At 44.3% G+C, this 21980-nt stretch carries 23 protein-coding genes, 1 tRNA gene, 1 rRNA gene, 1 other RNA gene and 1 riboswitch; of the genes, 20 read left to right on the forward strand and 6 right to left on the reverse strand.

Annotation, left to right across the window (positions count from 1 at the left end):
• The first annotated feature begins 90 nt into the window (after positions 1 to 90).
• Together BLS23_RS01575 and BLS23_RS01580 are read left to right on the forward strand one after the other, a co-directional pair.
• Complete coding sequence (locus tag BLS23_RS01575; protein WP_089650754.1) at positions 91 to 1299, forward strand: MFS transporter; 1209 nt, start codon at positions 91 to 93, stop codon at positions 1297 to 1299.
• A 76-nt stretch (positions 1300 to 1375) separates the two neighbouring features.
• On the forward strand, positions 1376 to 1840 hold the full coding sequence (locus BLS23_RS01580; protein ID WP_089650755.1) for an NUDIX hydrolase: 465 nt from the start codon (positions 1376 to 1378) through the stop codon (positions 1838 to 1840).
• 26 nt (positions 1841 to 1866) lie between these two features.
• On the opposite strand, the gene BLS23_RS01585 is transcribed toward BLS23_RS01580, so the two are convergent.
• Positions 1867 to 2550, reverse strand: coding sequence for a deoxynucleoside kinase (locus BLS23_RS01585; protein WP_089650756.1), 684 nt, complete (start codon positions 2548 to 2550; stop codon positions 1867 to 1869).
• Positions 2547 to 3188 (reverse strand): deoxynucleoside kinase, encoded by a 642-nt coding sequence (locus tag BLS23_RS01590; protein WP_089650757.1) that lies wholly within the window; start codon positions 3186 to 3188, stop codon positions 2547 to 2549. The genes BLS23_RS01585 and BLS23_RS01590 overlap by 4 nt, the downstream gene beginning before the upstream one ends.
• A 196-nt stretch (positions 3189 to 3384) precedes the next feature.
• On the opposite strand from BLS23_RS01590, the gene BLS23_RS01595 reads away from it, so the two are divergent.
• A tRNA-Arg gene (locus BLS23_RS01595) sits at positions 3385 to 3457 on the forward strand.
• A gap of 32 nt (positions 3458 to 3489) precedes the next feature.
• On the opposite strand, the gene modB is transcribed toward BLS23_RS01595, so the two are convergent.
• Positions 3490 to 4164, reverse strand: coding sequence for a molybdate ABC transporter permease subunit (gene modB / locus BLS23_RS01600; RefSeq protein WP_089650758.1), 675 nt, complete (start codon positions 4162 to 4164; stop codon positions 3490 to 3492).
• Positions 4161 to 4946 carry a molybdate ABC transporter substrate-binding protein gene (gene modA, locus BLS23_RS01605; protein WP_089650759.1) on the reverse strand — a complete coding sequence of 262 codons (786 nt, stop codon included), beginning with the start codon at positions 4944 to 4946 and terminating at the stop codon, positions 4161 to 4163. The genes modB and modA overlap by 4 nt, the downstream gene beginning before the upstream one ends.
• A 95-nt stretch (positions 4947 to 5041) precedes the next feature.
• Between modA and BLS23_RS01610 the strand changes: the two genes are divergently transcribed.
• The 4 genes from BLS23_RS01610 (at position 5042) to aldA (ending at position 8379) form a co-directional block, all read left to right on the forward strand.
• Positions 5042 to 5698: a M50 family metallopeptidase gene (locus BLS23_RS01610; RefSeq protein WP_089650760.1), complete on the forward strand. Its 657-nt coding sequence runs from the start codon at positions 5042 to 5044 to the stop codon at positions 5696 to 5698.
• Between the two features lie 104 nt (positions 5699 to 5802).
• Complete coding sequence (locus tag BLS23_RS01615) at positions 5803 to 5913, forward strand: YjcZ family sporulation protein (RefSeq protein WP_089650761.1); 111 nt, start codon at positions 5803 to 5805, stop codon at positions 5911 to 5913.
• A 108-nt stretch (positions 5914 to 6021) separates the two neighbouring features.
• A complete protein-coding gene (locus BLS23_RS01620) occupies positions 6022 to 6273 on the forward strand; it encodes a hypothetical protein (RefSeq protein WP_089650762.1) in 252 nt (83 codons plus the stop codon).
• Positions 6274 to 6927: 654 nt separating this feature from the next.
• Positions 6928 to 8379, forward strand: a complete 1452-nt coding sequence (aldA, locus tag BLS23_RS01630; protein ID WP_089650764.1) for an aldehyde dehydrogenase — start codon at positions 6928 to 6930, stop codon at positions 8377 to 8379.
• A 38-nt stretch (positions 8380 to 8417) separates the two neighbouring features.
• Here the strand turns inward: aldA and queF are convergent, their stop codons facing one another.
• Entirely contained in the window at positions 8418 to 8912 is a 495-nt protein-coding gene (gene queF / locus BLS23_RS01635; RefSeq protein WP_089650765.1) for a preQ(1) synthase, read from the reverse strand.
• A 76-nt stretch (positions 8913 to 8988) separates the two neighbouring features.
• Positions 8989 to 9035, reverse strand: a riboswitch (PreQ1 riboswitch).
• A gap of 245 nt (positions 9036 to 9280) precedes the next feature.
• Here queF and acsA point away from each other — a divergent pair.
• The 5 genes from acsA (at position 9281) to BLS23_RS01660 (ending at position 15664) form a co-directional block, all read left to right on the forward strand.
• Complete coding sequence (gene acsA / locus BLS23_RS01640) at positions 9281 to 10990, forward strand: acetate--CoA ligase (RefSeq protein ID WP_089650766.1); 1710 nt, start codon at positions 9281 to 9283, stop codon at positions 10988 to 10990.
• 159 nt (positions 10991 to 11149) lie between these two features.
• Positions 11150 to 12457, forward strand: a complete 1308-nt coding sequence (locus tag BLS23_RS01645) for a purine/pyrimidine permease (RefSeq protein ID WP_089650767.1) — start codon at positions 11150 to 11152, stop codon at positions 12455 to 12457.
• Between the two features lie 30 nt (positions 12458 to 12487).
• Positions 12488 to 13807 (forward strand): lysine N(6)-hydroxylase/L-ornithine N(5)-oxygenase family protein, encoded by a 1320-nt coding sequence (locus tag BLS23_RS01650; RefSeq protein ID WP_089650768.1) that lies wholly within the window; start codon positions 12488 to 12490, stop codon positions 13805 to 13807.
• A gap of 94 nt (positions 13808 to 13901) precedes the next feature.
• Positions 13902 to 14414 (forward strand): type 1 glutamine amidotransferase domain-containing protein, encoded by a 513-nt coding sequence (locus tag BLS23_RS01655; RefSeq protein ID WP_089650799.1) that lies wholly within the window; start codon positions 13902 to 13904, stop codon positions 14412 to 14414.
• A gap of 482 nt (positions 14415 to 14896) precedes the next feature.
• Complete coding sequence (locus tag BLS23_RS01660; protein ID WP_089650769.1) at positions 14897 to 15664, forward strand: DUF3891 family protein; 768 nt, start codon at positions 14897 to 14899, stop codon at positions 15662 to 15664.
• Positions 15665 to 15736: 72 nt separating this feature from the next.
• Here the strand turns inward: BLS23_RS01660 and BLS23_RS01665 are convergent, their stop codons facing one another.
• Positions 15737 to 17023 (reverse strand): glycoside hydrolase family 18 protein, encoded by a 1287-nt coding sequence (locus BLS23_RS01665; protein WP_089650770.1) that lies wholly within the window; start codon positions 17021 to 17023, stop codon positions 15737 to 15739.
• 81 nt (positions 17024 to 17104) lie between these two features.
• Between BLS23_RS01665 and tadA the strand changes: the two genes are divergently transcribed.
• The 8 genes from tadA to BLS23_RS01705 form a co-directional block, all read left to right on the forward strand.
• Positions 17105 to 17587, forward strand: a complete 483-nt coding sequence (tadA, locus tag BLS23_RS01670; protein WP_089650771.1) for a tRNA adenosine(34) deaminase TadA — start codon at positions 17105 to 17107, stop codon at positions 17585 to 17587.
• A gap of 50 nt (positions 17588 to 17637) precedes the next feature.
• Positions 17638 to 17903, forward strand: an RNA gene (ffs, locus tag BLS23_RS01675) — signal recognition particle sRNA large type.
• Between the two features lie 133 nt (positions 17904 to 18036).
• Positions 18037 to 19764, forward strand: a complete 1728-nt coding sequence (dnaX, locus tag BLS23_RS01680) for a DNA polymerase III subunit gamma/tau (protein WP_089650772.1) — start codon at positions 18037 to 18039, stop codon at positions 19762 to 19764.
• 25 nt (positions 19765 to 19789) lie between these two features.
• The gene (locus BLS23_RS01685; protein ID WP_089650773.1) at positions 19790 to 20107 is read left to right on the forward strand and encodes a YbaB/EbfC family nucleoid-associated protein; all 318 of its coding nucleotides are present in this window, start codon (positions 19790 to 19792) and stop codon (positions 20105 to 20107) included.
• Between the two features lie 11 nt (positions 20108 to 20118).
• Positions 20119 to 20715: a recombination mediator RecR gene (gene recR, locus BLS23_RS01690; protein ID WP_089650774.1), complete on the forward strand. Its 597-nt coding sequence runs from the start codon at positions 20119 to 20121 to the stop codon at positions 20713 to 20715.
• Between the two features lie 15 nt (positions 20716 to 20730).
• Entirely contained in the window at positions 20731 to 20946 is a 216-nt protein-coding gene (locus BLS23_RS01695) for a YaaL family protein (protein WP_089650775.1), read from the forward strand.
• Positions 20947 to 21017: 71 nt separating this feature from the next.
• Entirely contained in the window at positions 21018 to 21281 is a 264-nt protein-coding gene (locus BLS23_RS01700) for a pro-sigmaK processing inhibitor BofA family protein (RefSeq protein WP_089650776.1), read from the forward strand.
• A gap of 444 nt (positions 21282 to 21725) precedes the next feature.
• Positions 21726 to 21980 (forward strand): 16S ribosomal RNA (locus tag BLS23_RS01705); the annotation flags it as partial.

Here is a 21980-nt window from a genome sequence, read left to right on the forward strand (position 1 = left end):
CGCCCTCATAATAAGATTTGTCATCCAGAGGCGCCCTGGAGATATAGATTTCAGTATTCATTCTTATCTATTTTTGTTAGGAGGAAAATGATGAGTTCACACGTAGAAAATACCCAGGAAATATCTCTTGACCATAAATCAAAAAGTTTTCCGTTTGCTTTATTAGCTCTTGCCATTAGTGCGTTCGGAATAGGAACGACAGAATTCGTACCCGTAGGTTTGTTATCAACGATGGCTGATGACCTTTCAATATCCATTACGCTTGCGGGTCTATTAATATCCGGTTATGCGGTCGGTGTTGCTGTGGGAGCACCTGTTTTGACGGCTCTCACAAATAAGATGAGTCGGAAAAGTTTATTGTTGGCTCTAATGGTTGTTTTCATTCTTGGTAATTTGGTGGCTTCCGTTTCGACAAGTTTTACGCTGCTGTTAATAGCGAGGATCATCACCGCTTTTTCTCACGGAATTTTCTTTTCGATCGGTTCGACCATTGCTGCAAGTTTAGTCCCTGAACATAAACGGGCAAGTGCCATTGCCTTTATGTTTACGGGATTGACGGTTGCAACAGTGACCGGTGTGCCTCTAGGAACTTTCATTGGACAAACCTTTGGTTGGAGGGCGACATTTGCAGGTGTAGCCCTGCTCGGCGTGATCGGCATCATCGCAAGTGCTTTGCTTGTCCCGAAAAACCTGGAAGAAGCACCACCGGCAAGTTTTCGTGATCAATTAAAAATTTTAACAGAAAGAAGAATTCTGCTATCCTTCGCCATTACAGGACTAGGATATGGCGGGACGTTTGTGGCATTCACGTATCTTGCTCCTTTACTAGAAGAAGTGACAGGTTTCAATCCGAAATATGTCAGTGTCATCCTGCTCATTTATGGAGTTGCGGTGGCGATCGGAAATACGATTGGCGGGAAAGTTTCCAATAAAAGGCCGATCAAAGCGCTGTTTTGGATGTTTGTGTTGCAGGCAATCGTATTGCTCCTTTTGGCCTTCGTTATTCCATTTAAAGTGTTGAGTTTGGTTGTATTGTTTTTTATGGGATTATTTGCTTTCATGAACGTACCTGCTTTGCAGATTTTGGTCGTTCAATTAGCTGAGAAATATGTTCCATCTGCGGTCAATGTAGCTTCCGCTTTGAATATCGCCGCATTCAATGTGGGAATCGCTATTGGATCTACTGTTGGTGGTGTGATCGTTGATACGATTGGTCTTGTTCACACACCATGGATCGGTGCAGTGATGGTGGGTGGCGCTGTTATCTTAACAAAGCTGCTGAATACGATGGAAAGATAATCTCCGAGAAGGACTCCTTTTTCAAAGGGGTCCTTTTCTCTTGTTATAATAGTATGGGAGAGAAAGGAGGGATGGCATGGGTTATGTCGAGGACTTACGTGCAATCATCGGTCATCGGCCCATTATATTAGTTGGATCTGTTGTGATGATCCTTGATGAAGAGGGACGTATATTGCTGCAGGAACGAACATCTCCTGAAGGTGTATGGGGATTGCCGGGGGGTTTGATGGAGCTTGGAGAAAGCACCGAACAAGTCGCGAAGCGTGAAGCTTTCGAAGAGACTGGATTAGAAATCGAGGACTTACAATTATTGAATGTTTACTCTGGAGAGGATCAGTTCAGTCGAGCTCCGAATGGAGATGAGTTTTACGTGGTGACAACGGCTTATTTCACCAGTCATTTTAGTGGGGACTATGTTTTTGATCCCGAAGAAACTGTGCAGGTGAAGTTTTTCGAGTTTCATGATTTACCTGAGAAAATGATTGGCAGTCACCGGATGATGATAGAGGATTATATACAAAAAACTCCTGACGCCAGCTAAGCGTTCAGGAGTTTTTTCGCTTGTTATTACGTTAATAAATGACTGGAGCGCCATTTACGTGATTGTTGGATGAAGTGACCGATTTTTTCAAGAACGGGTTCGATGCTTGTTTTGTCATTCAATACGTCGTAGTCGGCAATATTGAGGCGCAGGACAGGGCACGAATTGAAATTATCAATCCAATTGTCATAACGCGTAAACATCTCTTCCCAATATTCAATTGGTGTTTCTTGTTCCATCGGACGTCCACGTTCTTTGATGCGGGAAAGGATGTCATCAAACGAACCTTCTAAATAAATTAAAAGATCAGGATGAGGGAAGTATGGTGTCATCACCATCGCATCAAACAGGTTCCGGTACGTTTCATAATCGGTTGCGGACATCGTCCCTTTTTCGTAGTGCATCCGTGCAAAAATGCCGGTATCTTCATAAATGGAGCGGTCCTGGATGAAACCACCGCCATATTCAAAAATCTTCTTTTGTTCCTTGAAGCGTTCCGCCAAGAAGTAAATCTGTAAATGGAAGCTCCAACGTTCAAAATCCTGATAGAATTTGTCGAGATAAGGATTTGTGTCGACTTTTTCAAAAGAGGTACGAAAGTTGAGGGCATCAGCGAGAGCATTGGTCATCGTTGACTTGCCGACACCGACCGTACCTGCAATCGTTATGACGCTGTCATGTGGAATTCCATAGCGTTCACGTGCATTCATTTGATAACTTCTCCTTTATTTAAATGCTGCTCTACTTGATCAACAATATAATTTAAATCGTCTTGATGTTTTACGAAGTCTATATGATCCCCGTTCAAACGGATCACAGGAATCTCTGGATGAGTGGCTTCAAAATGTCTCATGAAGTCTTCGTAGTCTTGAGAGAGTTGTTCAAGATAAGAGGGTTGAATATTTGCCTCTACATCACGATTACGCATGCGGATGCGTTCGAGCAGTGTATCTAAACTCGCATGTAAATAGACGACCATATTCGGTTTAGGCATATCGTGTGTCAATATATCAAAAATCTGCGCATACTTGTCAAATTGATCTTCTCTTAACGTACGTCGTGCGAAAATCATATTCTTCGATATATGGTAATCGGCGACCACCGGCTTCCCCGATTGCAAATATTTGCGGTCGATGTCTTCGAGCTGCTTGAAACGATTGCACAAGAAGAACATCTCCGTTTGGAAGCTCCATTCTTCAATATTGTCGTAAAACTTGCCTAAAAATGGGTTCTCCTCAACGATTTCCTTCAGCAAATGAAAATCAAACTGGGAGGCGAGCTTTTTAGACAGAGACGTTTTCCCAACCCCAATGGGCCCTTCAACGGATATGAAAGGTAAATCTCCCATCTCTTTTCCTCCTTCAAACTCAATTAAAAAAAACGTGAGTGTTCATCACTCACTTAAAAAATACGATACTTTTAGACAGACAAATAATATTTTATCACATACATACGTTGGAAGTAACATCCGAGCGATATTTTTAAGGTGCATTTGCTTTTCAATCTTTGGTTTATTTTGTATAATATTACTCGTACGTTTATACGCCCCCGTAGCTCAGGGGATAGAGCATCGGTTTCCTAAACCGTGTGCCGCAGGTTCGAATCCTGCCGGGGGCGCTGGCTGAAGCTGATTGGAGCTTCAGCTTTTTTTATGCTTTTCTTACAAAAATGATTTTCCTTCGGCTCCACGTGTTGAGCCATAATACCGCACTGAATCCGAGGCAGAGAATGACAATCACCCACATGAGTGCTTCTTCCATTCGACCTGATTCGACAGCAAAGTAGATGGCTAGAGGAATGGTGTCTGTTTCACCAGGGATATAGCCTGCAATCATTAATGTAGCCCCGAACTCGCCAAGAGAACGAGCGAAAGTCATGACTAGCCCCGCCAGCAATCCGGGCCAAGCTAACGGAAGTGATATGGTGAAGAATACCTTTATTTTCGAAGCCCCCATCGTCAAAGCTGCATTCTCCAGGTTTTGATCATAATTTTGAAAAGCTGCCGATGCACTCTGATACATAAGAGGAAATGAGACGACGGCAGACGCAATGACTGCCCCAGTCCAGGAAAAAACCACTTGAAAACCAAACCAGTCCATGAGCCATTGTCCGATCCAGCCGTTTTTGCCAAATAAATAAAGCAGGCCAAATCCGATTACTGTCGGAGGAAGGACGAGAGGGAGTAAAAGAATCGATTCTAAGATACTTTTCCCGGGAAATAATTTTCTGGAAATGATTCGCGCACTGATGATTCCGATTATAAATACGATGAAAGTAGCGATCCCTGCTACTTTCACAGACAAAAGAAGAGGTTCGATGTTCATTGTTCTATCTTTCCACCTCTCAAAGGATTGAATCCATAAGCATTGTAAATTTCTGTCGCTCGATCACTGGTTAAAAAGGTGAGAAATTTCTGTCCTTGTTCCTTAGCCCGGCTTTTTGAAATAACGATTCCTGGATAGACAATCGAATCATGGAGGTTATGGTCAACTTTTGTAAGAGTGATTACCCTGTCTGAAATCATGGCATCACTGGCATAGACAAAGCCATAGTCCACCTGACCAGATTCAACATATGCAAGGACTTGTCTAACATCGCTTCCGAATACCATCTGATCTTCTAACCTGCTCCAAAGTTGAATCCTTTCCAATGCTTGTTTCGTATAAGTACCAGCAGGCACGCTCTCTGGATTGCCAACAGCAAGCTGTTCGTTTTCCTTAAGATTCAGTTCCTGGATGGTATCCAAGCGACTCGTGGAATCATCACCAATAAGGACAATCCGGTTGGTGGCATATTCTATGTACGTATCCTCTTCGACAAGGTTCTGCTCCTTGAGAAGTTCGATCCAACGAAGATCCGCAGACAAGAATACATCTACAGGAGCTCCTTGTTCGATCTGTCTTGCCAATTTACCTGAGCCTCCGTATATGGTTTCTATTTCTATATTGTATTGTTCCTCAAAAAGAGGGGTTAGCTCTTCCATCACATCTTTCAAACTTGCAGCAGCCGCAATTCTTATACTCATTTCACTTGAATCCGATGGAGAAGCACAACTGCATAAAAATAGTAAGATCATCGAACTCCATATCCATATCAACTTTCGCATGTCGATTCTCCTTTGTTCCCATTGATTCTATTCTAAAGATACGTCATATGTAAGTCGAAAGCGATTAAAAGGTCACGAAGAAAGGAGTGCTCTCTATGAAATTACAGGTTTTTTCAGCTCTTATCCTTGCTTTACTGCTCACACAACTCCCTGTCGTAGGGAAATACTTCGCTATCCTGAACACAATGATCCATGAGAGTGGTCATTCCCTGATGGCGCTGATTACAGGGGGAGAAGTAAGGAGAATCTCCCTGCTTCCCAACACATCCGGTTTTGCTTTGACCGGACATACATCTTGGATCGGGCAAGTATTAACAAGCATGGCCGGCTATGTATTTGCTTCTTTTTTCGCCTTCGTCTTCTTTTTCCTAATCAGTCGTGGTCAATATAAATGGATGATTTATATTTTAATGGCGTTCCTTGCGATCAATCTCCTATTCTGGGTGAGGAATGTGTATGGACTATTCTGGATCCTCACCTTTGGAGCAGGGTTTCTATGGCTTTTGAGAACAGGTCATGAACAGGTCGTCCAATATGTCTTATTGTTTCTAGCTTCACTCGTACTTGTTGAGTCTGTGACCAGTGCGTTTGAGGTGATGTGGATCAGCTTTGTATCTCCAGGACAAGCCGGTGACGCAGCAAACTTGGCAAAAGCGACGGCATTCATCCCCGCCCCTTTATGGGGATTGGCCTTTTTCGTTCAGGCCTTATACTTTGCTCTCCTTTCCATTAAGCGTGTCTTTCCTTTCTGACGGTGTGAATAAAAAGAAGAAAAAAGAATAAAATCCGCTCATGCCCTGCCTTCTTAAGTCCTCCTGAATAAGGTAGTAAAGTAAGTAAGAGAGGGGGGAATGGAATGAGCGGAGGATACGGTGGCGGTTTCGCGCTATTGGTTGTTTTGTTCATCCTTTTGATCATCATCGGTGCATCTTATATGGGTGGCCGTGGATACGGTTATGGATACTAATAAATAAGAAGGCGGGAATCTTTTCCCGCTGATACATAAAATCAAACGTTTCTCGAAGTTTGGAAAAGGGTATCATGAAACTAGAATAATTGGACGGAGGAGTCGTTTATGGATTTAAAAGAACACTTAATTGCACATGGGTATGACCACATTGATATTCTTCTTATTGATGAAGAGGGCGACCAATCAACAGTTGCCGACATTTCCCTGCCAAAGGTAACGGATTTAGAGTACAAGCTTTATCTCAAGCCTGAAAGTATTTCTTATCACTTTAAGGAAGAGGATCCTTATTTCGAAGCAGAGCAGCAATCAGAGTCCGGAGAGGGCAAGAAAATCAAAGGTTTCATCCTCGAATGGTAAAAGTCCTGTACTCACAGGGCTTTTTTTAATGCCCAAATTAAAATATACCAATTACAGATAAGCTCCCGATTGTGGAAGACTCGGTTTCGAGATGTTTGTTGTGTGGATAGGGGCTGCGGGGAATGGCTCGCTTTCCGCGGGAGTGCGGTGAGCCTCCTCGGACTGCGTCCTGTGGGGTCTCACCATGCACTTTTGTCCCGCAGGAGTCTCACCATTCCCCTCCGCCCCTTTGCCATATAAGTATCTCGAAACCATATCCGGAATAAGCTGCTTTTATGCATATGGTAATTACATGCGAAAAGCTTGATATAGTGCGCTTTATGCTTATAACACCAGAATAATGGAAGGCACCTTCCCATAGTAAAGGGGTTCGTTTCTCATCTTCATGGAATGGGGTGGTTGGGAAGCTGCGAGACTCCCGTGGGAGAAGGAGATAGGCGAGATCCCGCAGGACGCAGTCCGAGGAAGCTCGGCGCTCCCCCACAGGAAAGCGAGTAGCTTCCCAGCCCCCCCTGACTCTGAATACGGCAAACGAATCCCTGTTATCTCGAAACTGAGTCTTCCACAATCCTGCCATATTGTTGAATACTGGTTTGTTTATTTTGAATCACAAGGGGAATGAAAATGGTAAATCCCAACAGGAGGTCATTTTGCATGCAACAACATAAACTTTACATTAACGGAGAATATACAGAGTCAAACGGATCAGAATGGATTGATATCCTCAACCCGGCGACCGAGGAGGTCGTTTCTCAAATACCTAAAGGCACCGAAGACGATGTGAATCGAGCGGTGAAAGCAGCATTTGAAGCTCAAAAAGGCTGGGAGCTTACACCCAATATTGAACGCGGAAAAATTGTAAGGAAGCTTGGTGACCGAATAGAAGAAAACCGAGCCACTTTTATTGATCTATTACAAGAAGAGCAAGGGAAAGATTATGAGCTTGCCAGTGGAGAAGTGGACCTTGCGATCGATTACTTCCGTTATATGTCCGAGTGGGCACGTAGAATTGAAGGAGAAATTGTACCAAGTGATCGTAAGAATGAGAACATCTTCATTTATAAAAAGCCAATCGGGGTAGTCGCTGGTATCGTTCCTTGGAACTTCCCTGTGTTCATTTTAGCCCGCAAAGTAGCCACAGCACTTGTGACAGGTAATACATTAGTATTGAAACCAAGTCAGCAAACACCGAATACAGCGATGGAATTTACAAAAATCATTGATTCGATGGACGAAATTCCAAAAGGTGTGTATAACGTGGTAACTGGTACAGGTTCAGAAATAGGAAACAGGCTTGCCTCTCACCCGAACGTACACATGGTAACCATGACAGGAAGTGTGCCAGCAGGTACAAAAGTGATGGAAGCGGCGGCGCAAAATATTACGAAAGTGAACTTAGAGCTTGGAGGTAAAGCGCCTGCCATTGTCACCGCTAATGCTGACCTTGATGTTGCAGCTGAAAGCATTACGACTTCCCGTCTCGCTAACAACGGACAAGCCTGTACGAACGCTGAGCGTGTCTATGTTCATGAAAGTGTGGCGGATGAGCTTCTAGCTAAATTACGCCATAAATTTGAATCACTGACTATGGGAGACCCCCGTGAAAATAAGGAAGCCGATGTCGGTCCTCTCGTAAGTAAAGATCGTCTTGAAGAAGTGGAGAGCATGGTAAAAGAAGCGATTGATTCAGGGGCGAAGGTTGAAATTGGTGGAGAACGAGGCGACTTAGACAAAGGGTATTTTTATAAGCCGACGATTCTCACAAATGTAGACCATGATATGCAGATTATGCAGGAAGAGATTTTCGGTCCTGTGATTCCTGTGACGACATTCAAAACATTGGATGAGGCGATTGAAAAAGGTAATGATACAGATTATGGATTATCCTCTTCTGTTTATACCGATGACATGAATGAAGCGATGCGTGTCGTGAATGAACTGAAGTTCGGTGAAACATTCGTTAATCGTGAGAACTTCGAAGCTGTTCAGGGCTATCATGCAGGAATGAGAAAGTCAGGACTTGGTGGAGCGGACGGAAAACACGGAATGGAAGATTTCCTTGTCACACAAGTTGTTTATATGCAATATAAAGATGATAAAAAATAAGAAGCAAAAGAGCTGCGATACTTGTCGCAGCTCTTTTTTTATCGGTTATCGATTTTTTCGGGGTAAAGGTCGTGATTCATCAAGCGATGGTCCGCCATTTGTTCAAACTTTGTGCCAGGTTTCCCGTAATTGCAGTAAGGATCAATAGAAATCCCCCCACGAGGGGTGAACTTGCCCCAAACTTCGATGTAACGGGGATCCATCAAGTCGATCAAATCGTTCATAATCGTATTCACACTGTCTTCATGAAAATCGCCGTGGTTCCGGAAGCTGAATAGATAGAGTTTAAGTGATTTACTTTCCACCATCTTAACGTCCGGAATGTAGCTGATGTAGATCGTTGCAAAATCAGGTTGGCGTGTCTTTGGGCAAAGGGTTGTGAATTCCGGACAATTGAACTTTACGAAATAGTCACGGTTCGGGTGTTGGTTATCAAACGTTTCGAGGACATCCGGGTCATACTCGAAAGAATAGGAATTTCCTTGGTTACCAAGGAGAGATAAATCAAGGTCTTGATCGTTGCGTCCTGGCATGGGTCATGCTCCTTTTTGAATGTATTTTCAATAAAAAAAGCCGCAGCGGCTAAGGGCTGCGGCTTATCATAAGACGTGGTCCTTAGTTTTTTATAGAGGGGTGGGCTAAGAAACCTCTTCTATGAAGCTTTCATGCTTGTTTCATTATATAAACAGAGGAGAATGCTGTCAATTTACCTCGTTCCCTTGTCCTAATTCTGTAAATCTTTGGAGATAACACTTTAAATATGAATAGAAATCCCCTACAATAGAAGTAATTCATAAAATTTTCAGAAAAGTATGCAGTTCGTGGCTCTGAAAGGATCAGAGCTTTCTTCAGCCACAAAGGGAAAACGTTTACAAAACATTCTTATGAGGTGATGATGAATATGGACATGAAACCAATTCCAGCTCGATCAGGCAATCACAACATGGAAAACTACAAAGAAGCGTATGAGAGTTTCCAGTGGGAAGAAGTGAAGAAACAGTTCTCATGGAACGAGACAGGCAAAGTAAACATTGCATATGAAGCTGTCGACCGCCATGCAGAAAATCCTGATAAGAAAGATCAGGCAGCTCTGATCTACTCTGCACCGGATAGAGAAGAGACCCTTACTTTTGAAGATTTGAAGCTGAAAAGTAATCAATTCGCGAATGTACTTAAAAAACACAATATAGAAAAGGGCGATCGTGTCTTTCTTTTCATGCCGAGAAGTCCTGAGTTTTATGCAACCTTCCTTGGTATTCTTAAGGTAGGAGCGATTGCTGGTCCTCTTTTTGAGGCATTCATGGAACAAGCCGTACGAGATCGCTTGGAGGACAGTGAAGCGACGATGCTCATTACGACGCCTGAATTGCTTGAGCGTGTACCTGCAGATGAGCTTCCGAACTTGAAGCAAGTCGTGCTTGTAGGCGGTGATGCACCGGGTAACTACATTTCTTATGAAGAAGAAATGGAGAAAGCTTCGCATGAATTTGAAATCGAGTGGGTGGATCTTGAAGACGGCATGCTCCTTCACTATACGTCTGGTTCAACAGGCAAGCCGAAAGGAGTTTATCACGTCCATAATGCTATGCTTCAACATTACCAGACAGGTAAATGGGTTTTGGACCTTAAAGAGGATGATGTGTACTGGTGTACAGCAGACCCAGGTTGGGTAACAGGCACAAGTTACGGTATCTTTGCTCCATGGTTAAACGGGGTGACAAACGTCATTCGAGGTGGACGATTCAGTCCTGATGATTGGTATGGAACGATTGCCGAGAAAAATGTTTCCGTCTGGTATTCCGCTCCGACTGCTTTCCGTAAACTGTTGAGCGCTGGGGAGGAAGTGGCGAAAAAGCATGACCTATCTTCCCTTCGCCACGTGTTGAGTGTAGGAGAGCCATTGAACCCTGAAGTTGTAACATGGGGGCTTTCAGCCTTTGACTTACGTATCCACGATACATGGTGGATGACGGAAACAGGGGGTATGTTGATTTGTAACTACCCAGCGATGGATATGCGTCCTGGCTCCATGGGTAAACCGTTCCCTGGCATCGAAGCGGCCATTGTCGATAATGAAGGGAATGAACTCCCTGCCAATCAAATGGGGAACCTTGCGATCAAACAGGGATGGCCGTCCATGATGCGTGCGGTATGGAAGAACCCAGGGAAATATGAGAGCTATTTCTTGAATGGCTGGTACGTTTCCGGCGATAGTGCTTACCAAGACGAAGATGGTTATTTCTGGTTCCAGGGCCGTCTTGATGATGTCATCAACACTTCCGGTGAACGTGTGGGACCATTTGAAGTGGAGAGTAAGCTGATCGAACACGAAGCGGTAGCGGAAGCGGGAGTCATCGGTAAACCGGACCCTGAACGTGGGGAAATCATTAAAGCGTTCATCACCCTCAGAGAAGGACATGAACAATCCGATGAACTGCTCGAGGACATCCGTCAGTTCGTTAAAAAAGGGTTGAGCGCTCACGCAGCTCCAAGGGAAATCGAAATTAAGGACACGATTCCTAAAACACGTAGTGGTAAAATTATGAGACGTCTCCTGAAGTCCTGGGAGCTTGGATTACCGACTGGCGATACTTCTACTCTCGAAGAGTAATAGACGAAAGCACAGCCCGCTTTAGGGTTGTGCTTTTCTTTTTTTGGTTCTCGTTTGGGAGTTTGTTTCACGTGAAACGACCAAGCGTGGGGACATAATTTTCATGTATCCTATGGTAAGATATGGAGAGATATTACATAGATTGCAGGTGGCACAATGATGAAAGAAGAATCTACACGGTTTTTGGATGGCTCATTAGAGACCATTCAATGGTTCGTATTTCTGTTGGCGAGTGCAGTTGCCCTGCCCATTGTTATCGGTTCTATTTTTGAATTGAATTTCAATGAAGTGGCAGGCTTGATGCAACGGACATTCTTTGTCGTCGGCATCGCTTCCTTCCTACAAGGGATTTTCGGACACCGCCTTCCGATTATGGAAGGACCCGCCGGCCTCTGGATCAGTATTTTTGCTGTCATGGCCTATAGTGGGGCGCAGTCCGGCGACAGCTATATGGAAACATTACAAGTTCTCCAGGGGACGATGATATGGACTGGAATTTTTCTGTTCTTGTTTGGCGTATTCCGCTTGTCGCACCGGGTGCTTTTTGTGTTCACGCCACTCGTTACGGGTGCTTTTTTATTTTTACTGACCGTTCAATTGAGCGGGACATTTCTTCAAGGAATGTTAGGCATCCAGCAGTCGACAGAAGCGGTGGATGGAAAACAGGCGCTTGTCGCTTTTGTGACGCTTGCGCTTGTCATTGGTTTATCAGTAATGGGAAAAGGCTGGTTGAAAAGTTTTGCTGTTCTGATTGGAATTGGCGTGGGATGGGTATTGTATGCCATAACTTTCAATGGAAATGCCAATGATACAGGGGGGACCTCACCTTTTTCCTTACCCGATATCTTTGCATGGGGCCCACCCCAACTGACGTGGGGAACGCTCCCTTTAGGATTTATTACCGCTGTGATCTTATTGTCGAATCTTGTGGCATCCATTATTGCGGTCAGCCATACCGTCTATGGAAAACCACAGTATACATATGATCAGGTCAACAAAGGAAGCAGTTTTCTAGGGATTAACCATGGAATTACAGCCATTTTTTCTGCAGTGGCTAACGTTTCGCTTGCATCATCTTCGGGTTTCATGCAATTGACTGGGCAAAAAAAGAAACGTCCTTTTTTATATGCTTCTTTATTATTGGTGTTGTTTTCGTTCTTCCCCCCGGTGGTGGCGTTTATTTCTGGCATTCCCGCACCGGTAGCTAACGCAGCTTTGCTCGCAACTTTTGTCCAATTAATGGGGCTTGGATTATCTAACATGACGAGTGAAACCCTGGATGAACGGAGACTCACCATTTTAGGACTGTCTTTCTTACTGGGAATTGGACTCATGTTCCTCCCGCCAGAAGCTTTCAGTGGTGTTCCGGCGATTTTACAAAACTTACTGAGTAATGGATTGCTGGTCGGAACAGTACTCGTCATTGTTCTGGACCGTCTTTGGAAAGAATCAAACACGTCATCATAGGGAAAATTGATGGTACAAGGAAGTGATGGAATGGAAAATAAAATATATGATGTCATCGGGATCGGAATCGGTCCTTATAATTTAGGAATGGCCACATTACTTGATCAGACCGAAGATTTGGATGCTGTCTTTTTTGACAAGAGCCCTGAGTTTGTCTGGCATCCAGGCATGCTTATTGAAAAGATGGATCTACAGGTCCCTTTTTTGGCGGACCTGGTCTCGTTCGCGGACCCGAAAAGCCCTTATACCTTTATGAATTATTTGCACGAGCATGACCGGATGTTCCCTTTCTTCTTCCATCGTCATTTTGAAATACCGCGTCAGGAATACAATCATTACATGCAGTGGGTGGCCAAGCAGCTGGGTGGTCTGTTTTTCGGCCATACTGTCGTTGACGTGATGGACCATAAAGACGCCGATGTCCCCCATTATGAAGTGGTGGTCAAAGAAACAGCGACGGGTGAAGAAAAATATTACCAAGCCAAGCACATTGTCATGGGGACTGGCAGCGAACCGTTGATTTTGGACGGTATGGATCGGTTACCTAACGAAGACGTGATGCATACGAGTCGCTACCTTTTTGAAAAAGATCATTTACTGAAAGCAAAACATGTGACTATCGTCGGATCGGGTCAGAGTGCTTTAGAGGTTTTCCTTGATTTACTAGAAGAGCAAGACAGACAGTCGGATATGAAATTGAGCCTCTTTACGAGATCCGGAGGGCTTTTTCAATTGGATACGGCTAAGTTTGCTCAAGAAATGTTTACACCGGAATTCGTCGATTACTTTCATGCCTTGAGTCTCCATCAACGGAAAGATGCACTGGATACTCTCGGCCCGCTTCGGAAAGGGATCGATCCTGATACACTCACACGACTGTACACGAAGCTATATCATCGAACAGCCGGCATGAAGGATAGTCGTGTTCTTATTCAACCGATGACTGAAATTACAGGGATTGAAGCGAACGAAGACGGGTATCACCTTCAATGTAAACAGTGGCAGGAAGAAGTCGAGTACACGTATCCTACGGAAAAAGTTGTGCTGGCCACAGGATATAAACCTCATTTTCCTGGCTGGTTCATGAACCGTTTCAGAGAAAAAATCGAATGGGAAGAGGAAGGGATGTATAAAGTATCGCGCGATTATCAGCTTCTCTTCAACGATGATCGTGACCATCACTTCTTTACGTTGACTAACCTCGTCCACTCACACGGAGCAGGAGCTACGAATTTAGGATTATCCGTACACCGGAATGTGCATATCATCAATACGATTGCAGGAAGAGAAGTATATCGGAACCAATCGGATACAACCTTCCAGCAGTTTTCCATGAAAGAGTTCCAATAACCATTAAGTGGAAAATAGGTTTAAAATCATTTCATAGGGGAAAATATGCTATGTGTTCAAATACAACCCATACATTCAAGGAGATGATTTAGATATGAGTAAGATTGCTTGTGTCATGACGTCCATGTTTGAAGATGTAGAATATACACAACCGGCAGAAGCGTTCTCAAACGAAGGTCATGAAGTAACGACCATTGAATGGGAAGCTGGCAAAGAAGTGGAAGGAAAACAGGGAGAAGCTTCCGTTAAAATTGATACATCCATCGATGATGTGAAACCTGAAGACTTTGATGCGTTGTTCATCCCTGGTGGTTTTTCACCTGATATTCTGCGCGGAGATGACAAATTCGTTTCCTTCGCGAAACATTTTATGGATGAAAAGAAACCAGTCTTCGCGATTTGCCATGGTCCCCAGCTTTTGATCACGGCTAAAACTCTCGAAGGCCGCACAGCAACCGGGTTCAAATCCATTTCCGTCGATATGGAATATGCAGGCGTCAACTATCAGGATAAAGAAGTTGTCGTTTGTCAGGACCAGCTGGTCACAAGCCGCCAGCCCGATGATATTCCAGCCTTCAACCGTGAGGCTCTAAAACTCTTGAAATAATAAACAGAAAGGCCATGAGGGAATTCTCCCTCATGGCCTTTTTCATCGTCTCAATAAATCAACTGCCTTGTGTCACATAAGCTCCCGATTGTGGAAGACTCGGTTTTGAGGTAACCCCGGGGTTCGTTTGCCATATTGAGAGTCAGGGGTGGTTGGGAAGCAGTTCGCTTTCCTGCGGGGATGACGGAGAGCCTCCTGTGGGAAGTGCGTGGTAGATGAGACCCCGCAGAGCGTTAGCTCGAGGAGGCTCATCACTCGCCCACGGAAAGCGAACCTTTTCCCGGAGCCCCTAAACTCTCACAAAAGTCTCGAAATCTAGTCTTACACAATCCTGCCATATTGTTGAAGAAAGATTACCATAACAGTACCAATTTTGTAACCTGCTATTGTAGAGAGGAGAAGAAACTTCCTATATAATGAAAGGAAGACCATAGATCGTTCTATATTACATACATGCATACGTATAGAAGGAGGACCAAACGATGATTGTCATTGAAAAAGAACACCATTTTCACATGATTCCTCAGCATGAGCACGCCAAAATATCAGCACAAATCGTCGCCCATTGGAAGAACAATTTTTTATTGCGCTCAAAATTGAGAGAAGAAGCGGATTGGGCGATTCAGCAGCACGACAGAGCCTGGATCCCACTGGATGATTATCCTGAATGGAATGAAGAAAAGCAGCGCCCTTATACGTTCGTTGATTATCCTTTAGAGAAAAAATTGCAGGCCTATCAACGCGGGATTAAAGAGGTAGCTGACCGCTCCTTGTATGCCGGTATGCTCTGCAGTATGCACTATGCGTCATTCTTTTCTAAGGATGACAAGGATCCGGTTGTACAGACGTTTTTAGCCGAAGAAAAAACACGGCAGCAGGATCTGTTCGAATCGATGGAAATGGACATTCCCTATGATATCTATGACCTTCATTTTCGTCGGTTGCAATTTTGTGATGATCTCTCCCTTTATGTATGTATGCAGGAGCCTGGAATACCGAAGGAAAAAGAAGTTCCATGGTTCAAAAACGGCTTCAGACAGTCCTTTGATTTCGCCCCGGCTGGCATGATCGCCCATTGGGAAGATAAAAAGAAAGTTTCCGTTTACCCTTTTCCATTTGAAAAGCCATTCAGCATAGAGGTTCCTTACCGTCCTGTTTCAAAAAAGGAGATTGATGAAAAAGGCCTGTCTCAAGCGTTTCACGATACAGAGGTTCAAAAGCACGTCATTACTTTTGTGAAAAAAGAATAGTCACTTACATTTCCAATGGTGTAAGCGACTGTTTTATGTTCTGCCTGATATTTCTCCGGCAAAAGTATCTCTTTATTTCTTATCAATACTGAATTGTCCATCGAGCAACACCCAGTTTTGGGGAAAGGAAAGTCCCAGTTTCCAATAGCTGATTCCGAGAAGGCCGTGATTTTTGATTAAGTCAAATTTCTTTTGAATCGAGCGTGCATCTTCAAACCATACTTCGTGTTTTTTTCCGGCGTTATCTGTATAAGTGAAGTAAGGGGCCTGCTCTTCTTGATCATAGGAAATCGGCACATTGTTCTCTCTCGCAATTTGAATGGCCTGCTGTGGACTGATCGCCTTTGCAAACTCTCCACCTGGCTCGTAAGGAAGGGTCCAGTCATATCCATATAAATTTTGACCGAGTAGAATTTTTTCTGCCGGCATTTCTGACAACGCATAATCGACTACTTCTGTAACCGGACCAATAGGAGATACGGCACGTGGAGGGCCGCCGCTGTATCCCCATTCATACGTCATTAAAACGACGAAGTCTACAATTTCTCCGTGCGCTTTGTAGTCATGGGCTTCGTACCAAGCTCCTTTTTGATCGGCACTCGTTTTAGGAGCAAGGGCGGTGGAAATGAGTAAGCCTTCAGCCGATAATCGCTGCTTTGCTTTTCTCAGAAACTGGTTATAGTTCTCTTTCATTTCAGGAGGGAGAAACTCCATATCAAAGTGGACGTCCTTAAAACCTACTTGCTTGGTGGTTTGAATGATGTTGTCGAGCAGTTTATCCTGCAGGGCTTCATCGGAAAGAATTTTCCTGCCTAATTCAGCATTGAATCCATCTTCCGCCAGGTTTGTGACGACCATCATAAGAGCCGTATCGTTTTGTTGAGCAATCTCTTTGAAATTATCAAGCGGCGGTGCTTTTAACGAAGCGTCTTCCTGAATTTCATAACTGAACGGAGCCAGGTAGGTCAGTGACCCCGCCCTGTTTTCAGCAGAAGCACGAAGCGTGTCGGAGACTTCCCCACCATAGGGCTCTATATAAGCATTGGCCGTAATCGGTCTTGGTGGCTCATCTGGAATGTAGAGACGTAAACCGACAGGAAGAGGGCCCCCGACTTGAAGGCCATTGACTTGAGCAAGTTTTTCAGCCGTGGTGTTGAACTTTTGAGCAATGGAATATAAGCTGTCCCCTTGCTGGACAAAATAAAATTGACCGACAATCGGTATGACAAGAGCCTGACCGATGACAAGGTCCCCCGGGGTCTCCAATTCATTTGCTTCGATAATGGCATTTGGCGTACTATCGTAGAGACCAGCAATGGAGAATACCGAATCTCCTTCTTGAACGACGTGGATTTGCATATGGATTCGCTCCTTTCTCATCTTTAATAATGTATGAAAGAGGAAAACGGAATTATTCTTGAAAATCACAGGAGGAACATCATGCTTGACGATGAATATTATATGAAACTTGCTTTAGAAGAAGCAGAAAAAGCAGAGGTGGATGGAGAAGTTCCGATTGGTGCTGTCATCGTAAAAGATGGAAAAGTGATTGCGACAGGGTACAATCAGAGGGAAACATCCCAATTGGCCTCGTCCCACGCTGAATTCATTGCGATTGAAAGGGCGAACCAGCAAGTAGGAAGCTGGAGGCTTGAAGAATGTACGTTGTTTGTCACTTTAGAGCCTTGTCCAATGTGTGCGGGTGCAATCTTGCAATCGAGAATTCCAAGGGTTGTTTATGGTGCCAAGGATCCGAAAGCAGGTTGTGCAGGTACGCTTCTTAATCTATTAAACGACGATCGCTTCAATCATAAATCAGAAGTTCTACCGGGAGTTATGGAAGAAACATGCGGAAAAATACTGACGGATTTCTTCCGCAACCTGCGGGATCGTAAGAAAAATAAGCCATCGACTAATAATTAACAGTGTTTTATCATTGCATTTTTCTCGAAAACTCGCTATACTTGTTAATGCCGTGCTAAGCGGGGAGGTAGCGGTGCCCTGTACTCGCAATCCGCTATAGCGAGGCCGAATCCCCATCCGAGGTGGTGCGGCCTCAAGGTCTGCCTTATGTGAGTGGTGTTGACACCCAGGTCCTGCGCAACGGGAACCAGTGAATCCTGTCAGGTCCGGAAGGAAGCAGCAGTAAGCTGTCTCTCCCGTGTGCCGTGGGAGTGCCTGGGTCGAGCCACAACCATAAGTAACGCTTGGGGCCACATCATCGAAGATGGGTGCACGGCATTACATATGCAAACACAAGGAGCTGTTATGATCCGTTCATAGCAGCTCTTTTTTTATACCTGATTCAAGGTTCACATCACAACCTTGAATCAGGTATAATGAGGAAGAGACTATTAAGGGAGAACGGTTTTATGAGCTATCAGGCTTTATATCGCGTATGGCGCCCGCGAAATTTTGAAGGAGTCGTCGGACAAACGCATATTACACGGACACTGCAGAATGCGATTGAGCAGAATAAATTTTCGCATGCGTATCTATTCTCTGGACCGAGGGGGACAGGGAAAACGAGTGCTGCCAAAATTTTCGCCAAAGCCGTCAACTGCGAGCGTTCCCCTGTGAAGGAACCGTGTAACGAGTGTGATGCTTGCCTTGGTATTCAGGATGGATCGATTTCAGATGTCATAGAAATTGATGCCGCTTCAAACAATGGTGTCGAGCAAATCAGGGAAATCCGGGACAAGGTGAAATATGCTCCTAGTGCGGTGCCTTACAAAGTGTACATCATCGATGAGGTTCATATGCTTTCCATGGGGGCTTTTAACGCCTTATTAAAAACATTAGAAGAACCTCCGAAGCACGTCATATTCATACTTGCAACAACGGAGCCTCATAAAATTCCATTAACGATTATTTCCAGATGTCAACGATTCGATTTCAAGCGGATTTCGCAAAAAGCGATGGTTGAACGGATGGAAAAAATCACATCGATTGAAGGAATCGCTATCGCAAGAGAAGCGCTGGAGATTGTAGCGCTCACAGCAGAAGGTGGAATGCGTGATGCCTTGAGTCTTCTCGATCAGGCGATTTCCTACAGTGATGATGAAGTGACGATTGAAGACGTTCTTGCAGTGACAGGTTCCGTTTCTCAAAGTAAGTTAACAGCGGTTTTGCAGTCGCTTCACAACCAGGATGCAAGAGCAGCTCTTGAAGCGGTGGATGACTTGATTCAACAAGGAAAAGACCCTGGCCGCTTTGTTTTCGATCTGATTTATTACTTAAGGGATCTGCTATTATTCCAAAGTGCACCAGACCTTGAGCATAATTTGGAAAGAGCGATTCCTGATGAAGCTTTCAAAAGCTTAGCAGGCGAATTGTCTCCGGTTTGGATTCAGCAAGCCATTCGTGAGCTGAATCGCTGCCAACAGGAAATGAAATGGACGACGAGCCCGAAAGTTTTCATAGAAATCGCTATGCTGAATATGGTGGAAGTCCAGGCGGGACCTCCCCAAGGACAACCGGTCCAATCAGAAGCTGTAGATCAGCTGGCAAGAAAGATTGAAGGCCTTGAAAAGGAGCTGGCAAGTCTGAAAGAAAAAGGGGTCAGTGCAGCAACACAGCCACAGACACCGGCGAAAAAGCGGGCCCCTGCAAAATCCGGGAAAAAAGGGTATAATGTTCCTTATGAACGTATTCGTCAAGTGCTGAACGAAGCGTCTAAAGAAGACATCAAGAACGTTCAGGGACGCTGGGCGGACTTTATGGAAGCTTTGAAGCGGACGAACGCTCCGGCTCATGCAACGCTTTTGAACAGTAAGCCGAGAGCTGCCTCTTCGAAGGCGCTTGTGCTTGCCTTCCGGTACGATATCCATTGTTCATTGGCATCGGAACACCAGAAGACAATTGAGCCATTGCTGACGGAATTCATTGGGAAACCGATGACGATCATTCCGATTCCTGAACAGAACTGGCAGGAAATCAGGGAAGAATACGTCCGGAAACAGAAACAATCATCTGACGAAGAGCCTGGAGTAGATGGGGAAGAAAGTGAAACGTCTCCATCCCAAGCGGGTGAAGAGGACCCCTTAGTTTCAGAAGCCCGTAAACTAGTCGGAGATGATTTAATAGAAGTCCAAGATTAACAGCTATTTAAAGGAGGAATGCTCCATGCGTGGTGGAGGAAACATGAATAACATGATGAAACAAATGCAAAAAATGCAGAAGAAAATGATGAAGGCTCAAGAAGAGCTTTATGAAATGACCTTCGAATCTTCTGCTGGTGGCGGTATGGTGAAAGTAACAGCTAACGGTAAGAAAGAGATTACGGACGTTGCAATTGATGAAGAGGTTGTAGACCCTGATGATGTAGAAATGCTTCAGGATTTAATCATTACAGCAACAAACGATGTACTGAAGCAAGTAGACGATAAGACGAACGACACTATGGGAGAATTCACGAAAGGTATGCCTGGTGGAATGTTCTAGGAGGAATTTTCATGTATTACCCGGAACCTATATCAAAACTGATCGACAGTTTTACGAAACTGCCAGGAATCGGACCGAAGACGGCTGTTCGCCTGGCTTTTTTCGTTTTAGAAATGGAAGAGGATGATGTCCTCGATTTTGCCAAATCACTTGTAAATGCGAAAAGGGAACTTACCCATTGTTCCGTTTGTGGGCACATAACAGACCAGGACCCTTGCTCCATCTGTCAGGATGAAACGAGAGACCAAACATTGATTTGTGTCGTTCAGGATCCAAAAGATGTCATTGCAATGGAAAAAATGAAAGAATTCAGTGGGAAGTATCACGTGCTTCACGGAGCGATTTCGCCTATGGATGGCATCGGCCCGGAAGATATCAATGTAGAAAGCCTGATCAACCGGTTGAAAGATGAGGGAATTGAAGAATTGATTCTCGCAACGAACCCGAACATTGAAGGGGAAGCGACAGCGATGTACATTTCCCGTCTCGTGAAGCCTTCTGGTATTCGCATGACGAGGATTGCTCATGGTCTGCCGGTTGGGGGCGACCTTGAATATGCAGACGAAGTGACCCTTTCCAAAGCTCTTGAAGGACGAAGAGAACTTTAGGAGGGGGGAGAAGATTTGTTTGGCAGGAAAAAAACAGTGAAAAAAGAAATGGATCGAGAACTCCTCATTCACATTAAAGAGTTGAAGCGGGAGTGGGAAAATTTAAACACGATCATTGAACAGAGCATCGAACCGAGCGAAGACGGTTTGAATGATTTAGCGGTCGTCAAAGCGAAATATTTCTACTTATTAAGAGAAGCGAGATTCAGAGGAATCAATGCTTTGTCTTAATCGATGTACTACCCTCTTGTCTACGAGCATAGGCTGTTGATAGAACAGTTCTTGGACAAGGGGGGTTTTTTATGGATCCGGTACTCGTCATTCTCTTACTAGGACTAGCCATCCCATTATTACTCATTATAGGCATGCCGACCAAACCGTTGAAGGTGGTGGGTCAGGTCATGACCAGGCTGATTGTAGCTGTCATTCTGTTGTTTTTTGTAAACCTGTTCGGTGCCCAATTTGGGTTACATGTTCCGATCAATGGCTTTACGGCAATCGTATCAGCTATCCTGGGGGTTCCTGGAGTATTATCTTTAACAGCTATTCATTTTTGGATTATTTAAAAGGGGGAAGTTTTATGCTTCGCCTTTTTATTTTGCGGAAAAAGCCCTTTTGATTAGAACTTTCCTTATTATATAATTTACCTTTTTGGAGCTTAAGGAGAACCTCTATGAATGGAACAACTTCTATAGAAGAAACATTCTTTGAAAATATGTATATTTTTTTAATAAATCTATTGCGTCATTCGAAATGCCATGATATATTATTACTTGTCGCGTTAACAGAGCGGCCAGCCGCAAACGGCTTAAAAAAATAAATCATAAAAAGTTGTTGACGAAAACAACTACACATGATATATTAATTAAGTCGCTGTTTTGAAGCGGCACACAAAACATTTGATCTTTGAAAACTGAACGAACCAACCAGTACGTCAAAACATTTCTTCTTTATAGAAGAAATTTGAAACAAGCACATTCGGTGTGCAAATGAGCAAGTCAAACTTAACTTTTATGGAGAGTTTGATCCTGGCTCAGGACGAACGCTGGCGGCGTGCCTAATACATGCAAGTCGAGCGCGGGAAGCGAGTGGATCCCTTCGGGGTGAAGCTCGTGGAACGAGCGGCGGACGGGTGAGTAACACGTGGGCAACCTGCCTGTAAGATCGGAATAACCCCAGGAAACCGGGGCTAATGCCGGGTAATACTTTCTTTCGCATGAAGGAAAGTTGAAAGATGGCTTCTTGCTATCACTTACAGATGGGCC

The organism is Halobacillus aidingensis, from assembly GCF_900104185.1.
Lineage (GTDB): Bacteria > Bacillota > Bacilli > Bacillales > Halobacillaceae > Halobacillus > Halobacillus aidingensis.